The organism is Ramlibacter sp. (assembly GCF_028292805.1).
Lineage (GTDB): Bacteria > Pseudomonadota > Gammaproteobacteria > Burkholderiales > Burkholderiaceae_C > Ramlibacter.
The window spans coordinates 1-5020 of record NZ_JAQGLS010000002.1; the positions used below are offsets into that span (position 1 = coordinate 1).

General features: G+C 67.4%; 9 protein-coding genes. All 9 read right to left on the minus strand.

Features of this window, described 5'->3' with window-relative positions; genetic code table 11:
- Window positions 1-156: 156 nt before the first annotated feature.
- A complete protein-coding gene (gene tatA, locus JWP65_RS00015; protein WP_299759140.1) occupies window positions 157-399 on the minus strand; it encodes a Sec-independent protein translocase subunit TatA in 243 nt (80 codons plus the stop codon).
- Window positions 400-464: 65 nt separating this feature from the next.
- The gene (locus JWP65_RS00020) at window positions 465-827 is read right to left on the minus strand and encodes a histidine triad nucleotide-binding protein (RefSeq protein ID WP_299759142.1); all 363 of its coding nucleotides are present in this window, start codon (window positions 825-827) and stop codon (window positions 465-467) included.
- Between the two features lie 5 nt (window positions 828-832).
- A complete protein-coding gene (locus JWP65_RS00025) occupies window positions 833-1192 on the minus strand; it encodes a hypothetical protein (protein ID WP_299759144.1) in 360 nt (119 codons plus the stop codon).
- Between the two features lie 17 nt (window positions 1193-1209).
- Window positions 1210-1578, minus strand: coding sequence for a phosphoribosyl-ATP diphosphatase (locus JWP65_RS00030; protein WP_299759146.1), 369 nt, complete (start codon window positions 1576-1578; stop codon window positions 1210-1212).
- Between the two features lie 5 nt (window positions 1579-1583).
- Entirely contained in the window at window positions 1584-1973 is a 390-nt protein-coding gene (gene hisI / locus JWP65_RS00035) for a phosphoribosyl-AMP cyclohydrolase (protein WP_299759148.1), read from the minus strand.
- A 123-nt stretch (window positions 1974-2096) separates the two neighbouring features.
- Window positions 2097-2876, minus strand: coding sequence for an imidazole glycerol phosphate synthase subunit HisF (hisF, locus tag JWP65_RS00040; protein WP_299759150.1), 780 nt, complete (start codon window positions 2874-2876; stop codon window positions 2097-2099).
- Window positions 2877-2967: 91 nt separating this feature from the next.
- On the minus strand, window positions 2968-3708 hold the full coding sequence (gene hisA / locus JWP65_RS00045) for a 1-(5-phosphoribosyl)-5-[(5-phosphoribosylamino)methylideneamino]imidazole-4-carboxamide isomerase (protein WP_299759152.1): 741 nt from the start codon (window positions 3706-3708) through the stop codon (window positions 2968-2970).
- A 48-nt stretch (window positions 3709-3756) separates the two neighbouring features.
- A complete protein-coding gene (hisH, locus tag JWP65_RS00050) occupies window positions 3757-4404 on the minus strand; it encodes an imidazole glycerol phosphate synthase subunit HisH (RefSeq protein ID WP_299759154.1) in 648 nt (215 codons plus the stop codon).
- Window positions 4404-5003, minus strand: a complete 600-nt coding sequence (gene hisB, locus JWP65_RS00055; RefSeq protein ID WP_299759156.1) for an imidazoleglycerol-phosphate dehydratase HisB — start codon at window positions 5001-5003, stop codon at window positions 4404-4406. Before hisB ends, hisH begins: the two co-directional genes overlap by 1 nt.
- Between the last annotated feature and the right edge of the window lie 17 nt (window positions 5004-5020).

Sequence of the window (5020 nt, forward strand, 5' to 3'; positions counted from 1 at the left end):
GGCGTCTGCTCCCCCTCGGGGGGCAGCACAGCACTCGGAGTGGCACGCTTGGGCGCCATCCGCCGCCCGGCGGGCCGCCCCAAGGGCGGCTGCACCCCCACGGGGGGCAGCGCAGAACACGGAGTGGCAAGCTTGGGGGCCATGAAGCGTGCCGGATCAAGACTTGTTGCGTGCTTCAACGTCGATGGTGGTCTTGTCGGCGCCGGGCGCTTGCGACGCCGTCACCTGCCCCGGCGGTGGCACGTCCGCCGTCGAAGACGTGCCGTCCTTCATGCCGTCCTTGAAGCCCTTGACGGCGCCGCCAAGGTCACCGCCCATGTTCTTGAGTTTCTTGGTGCCGAACACCAGGACCACGATCACCAGGACGATCAGCCAGTGCCAGATGGAAAACGAACCCATGGAAATACTCCTTCACTTACCGTTGATTCTAGTCGGGCAGGGATGGTTCACCCCGACAGGGCTCCTCAGCCCTTCAGCCACGGCCGCGGGCCGCCGATCACGTGGAAATGCAGGTGCCGCACTTCCTGCCCGCCATCGGCGCCGGTGTTGGTCACCAGCCGGAAACCGCCCTCCGGGTAAGGCCGGCAGCCCTCCTGCCTGGCCAGCTTGGGCACCAGCGCCATCATCCGGCCCAGCAACGGGGCGTGCGCCTCCTGCACGTGGGCCATCGACACGATGTGAGGCTTGGGGATCAGCAGGAAATGCACCGGCGCCCAGGGATTGATGTCGTGGAAGGCGAGCACTTCCTCGTCTTCGTAGACCTTGCGCGCGGGAATCTGCCCGGCCACGATCCTGCAGAAGATGCAGTCCGGATCGGCTTGGCTCATGGTGCTCACTGGGGGGGCAGCTGGTTGTCGGCAAAGCGCAGCCAGCCGCGGATGCAGCGGTACAGGTACCAGATCGCGACGATGGTCCAGGCGATGGCGCCGGGCACGATGAACAGGATGAACAGTGGCGAGGTGACCAGCAGCCACAGCACCGACCACCAGAAAGTGCGGATCATGTACGAGTGGTGGCGGGCGTACAGCGGATCGCCCTCGTCGGCGCGCTTGACGTAGTTGACGATCAGCGCCACCACCGGCAGGAACCAGGCGGTGAACGGCGCCGCCACGTGCAGCGCGTACAGCACGTGCATGACGGTGCGGTCGCCCGGCGTCTTCGTCTCGAAGGCAGCAAAGTCGGTCTCGGACATGGTTTTCTCCGGTTGTCTCATTCGCCCCCGGCCTCGCGGGCCTGGGCCTTGCGCAAGGCTTTCTCCTCCAGGCCGCCCAGGCCAGCGCGCCGCTCCAGCTCCGCGACCACGTCGGCGGGCTTGAGGCCATAGTGCGCCAGCGCGATCATGCAATGAAACCACAGGTCGGCCACTTCGCCCACCAGCGCGCCGGCATCGCCGCCGTGGCTGGCGTCCTTGGCGGCCATCACCACCTCGGTGGCTTCCTCGCCGATCTTCTTGAGGAAGGCGTCCGGGCCCTTGTGCAGCAGGCGGGCCACGTAGCTGGCCTGCGGATCACCGCCATTGGCGGGTTTGCGGCTTTCGATGACTTCGGCCAGGCGGGCCAGGGAGTCGGCTGCGGTCATGGGGCTCACTTGTAGATGTGCTCGGGGTCTTTCAAGACCGGCTCCACCACCTGCCAGGCCCCGTCGCGGTAAAGATGGAAAAAACAGCTGTGGCGGCCGGTGTGGCAGGCGATCGAGGGATCGTGCCCGTGCTGGGTGACCTTGAGCAGCAGCACGTCGCTGTCGCAGTCCATGCGGATCTCGTGCACCTGCTGCACGTGACCGGACTCCTCGCCCTTGAACCACAGCCTGGCGCGCGAGCGGCTGAAATACACGGCGCGGCCCAGTTCGGCGGTCTGCTGCAGCGCGGCGCGGTCCATCCACGCGAACATCAGCACGTCACCTGTCGTCACCTCTTGCGCGATCACGGGCACCAGGCCCTGCGCGTCCCATTTCACTTGGTTCAGCCAGTTCATGGGCGTATTGTCTCGTCATTCGGGCTGAGTTCCGGCTGAGGCGGCAATCCACGGCCCGGGGCCGCGCCCAGCACGCTATTCCGTACGGGCGCCTTGCGGCCGCGCCTGCGCGGGGACGACGAACTACAGGCGAACCGGGATCCCGCGCTCGGCCATGCGGGCCTTGGCCTGGGCCACGGTGAATTCGCCGTAATGGAAGATGCTGGCGGCCAGCACGGCGTCGGCGCCGCCCTGCTGCACGCCGTCGGCCAGGTGGTCCAGCGTGCCGACGCCGCCGGAGGCGATCACCGGCACCGGCACGGCGTCGCTGACGGCGCGGGTCAGTTCCAGGTCGAAGCCCGACCTGGTGCCGTCGCGGTCCATGCTGGTCAGCAGGATCTCACCGGCGCCGCGACTGGCCATTTCGGTGGCCCAGGCGACCGCGTCCAGCCCGGTGTTGCGGCGCCCGCCATGGCTGTAGACGTCCCAGCCGGGGCCGCGGCTGGCCGCTTCCTCGGGCGAGCGCCGCTTGGCGTCGATGGCCACCACGATGCACTGGGCGCCGTAGCGGGTGGAGGCCGCCGAGATGACGGCCGGATCGGCGATGGCGGCCGAATTGAAGCTGGTCTTGTCGGCGCCGGCATTGAGCAGCCGCCGCACGTCTTCGACGGTGCGCACGCCGCCGCCCACCGTCAGCGGGATGAACACCTGCGAGGCGACCGCCTCGATGATGTGCAGGATCAGGTCGCGGTCGTCGCTGGTGGCGGTGATGTCCAGGAAGGTCAGTTCGTCGGCGCCCTGCTCGTTGTAGCGCGCGGCGATTTCCACCGGATCCCCGGCATCGCGCAGCTCGACGAAATTGACGCCCTTGACGACCCGGCCGCCCGTCACGTCCAGGCAGGGGATGATGCGCTTGGCGAGCATCAGCGGCCTCGGCCGGGGCCGGGCCGCCCCAAGGCGGCCGAAGCCCCCCCGGGGGGCAGCGCAGTACACGAAGTGACAAGCGTGGGCGTCATCATTGCCCCAGTTGGTCGGCGCGGTCTTGCGCCTTGGCGAAATCGAGGTCGCCCGAATAGATCGCGCGGCCGCAGATCACGCCCTCGATGCCTTCGTCTTCCACCGCGCACAGCTGCTCGATGTCCGTCATGGAGCCCAGGCCGCCGGAGGCGATCACGGGAATGGTCAGCGCCTGCGCCAGCTTGACGGTGGCCTCGATGTTGATGCCCGAGAGCATGCCGTCGCGGCCGATGTCGGTGTAGACGATCGACTCGACGCCCCAGTCCTCGAACTTGCGCGCCAGGTCGATCACCTCGTGGCCGGTCAGCTTGCTCCAGCCGTCGGTGGCCACCTTGCCGTCCTTGGCGTCCAGGCCGACGATGATGTGGCCGCCAAAGGCGGTGCAGGCGTCCTTGAGGAAGCCCGGGTTCTTGACCGCGGCGGTGCCGATGATCACGTAGCGCAGGCCGCCGTCGATGTATTTTTCGATGGTGTCCAGGTCGCGGATGCCCCCGCCCAGCTGCACCGGGATGTCGTCGCCCACGGCCTTGAGGATGGATCGGATGGCGGCAAAGTTCTGCGGCTTGCCGGCAAAGGCACCGTTCAGGTCGACCAGGTGCAGGCGGCGCGCGCCCTTTTCCAGCCAGCTGCGCGCCATGGCGGCGGGGTCTTCGCTGAAGGTGGTGGCCTGGGCCATGTCGCCTTGTTTGAGGCGGACACAGTGGCCGTCTTTCAGGTCAATCGCGGGAATCAGGATCATGGCAGGCGGATGGCGGGACAACGGGCGCGGTCTGCGCCGGCGGAAGGGTCAGGGATTCCAGTGCAGGAAGTTGCGGTACAACGAGAGGCCCTGATCGGCGCTTTTCTCGGGATGGAACTGGGTCGCAAAAATATTATCGCGGGCAACGGCCGCGGTAAAGCGAACGCCATACTCGGATTCCCCAACACTGTGGCGGGGGTCCGACGGGCGCGCATAAAAACTGTGGACAAAGTAAAAGTGACTGCCGTCCGCGACGCCCGCCCACATCGGGTGCGGCCGCGCCTGCCAGACCTCGTTCCAGCCCATCTGCGGCACCTTGTAGCGGCTGCCGTCGGGCTGCAACTGCCCTTGCAGCTGGAACCGGACCACCTCGCCGGGAATCAGGGCCAGCCCGTCGGTCGGTCCTTCCTCGCTGCGATCGAGCACCATCTGCATGCCCACGCAGACCCCGAACAGCGGCTTGCTGGCCGCCGCTTCCAGCACCGACGCCAGCAGCCCGGACTCGCGCAGCTCGCGCATGCAGTCGGGCATGGCGCCCTGCCCCGGCAACACCACCCGCTCGGCAGCGCGCACGTCTTCGGGGCGTGAGGTGATCACTGCCTGCAACCCGCTGCCTTGCGCCACGTGCAGCACCGCCTGCGACACCGAGCGCAGGTTGCCCATGCCGTAGTCGACGACCGCCACCGTGCGAGCCATCAGAGCGAGCCCTTGGTGGAGGCAATCGTGCCGGCGCTGCGCGGATCGAGCTCCAGCGCGAACCGCAGGGCGCGGGCGAAGGCCTTGAACACCGTTTCGCACTGATGGTGCGCGTTCTCGCCCTTGAGGTTGTCGATGTGCAGCGTGACGAAAGCGTGGTTGCAAAAGCCCTGGAAGAACTCGTGCGCCAGCTGCACGTCGAAGGTGCCGATCATGCCGCTCTTGAACGGCACGTTCATCACCAGGCCGGGCCGGCCGGAAAAATCGATCACCACGCGCGACAGCGCCTCGTCCAGCGGCACGTAGGCGTGGCCGTAGCGGCGGATGCCCTTCTTGTCGCCCACCGCCTGCAAGACGGCCTGACCCAGCGTGATGCCCACGTCCTCGACGGTGTGGTGGCCGTCGATGTGCAGGTCGCCATCGGCATGGATGTCCAGGTCGATCAGGCCGTGGCGGGCGATCTGGTCGAGCATGTGGTCGAAAAAGCCAATGCCGGTGGCCAGCTTCGCCTGCCCCGTGCCGTCAAGGTTGACCTTGACGCTGATCTTGGTTTCGGCGGTCTGGCGGGTCACCACCGCTTGTCGGTGGGGACTCGTGATTTCATTCGGCGGGGCGA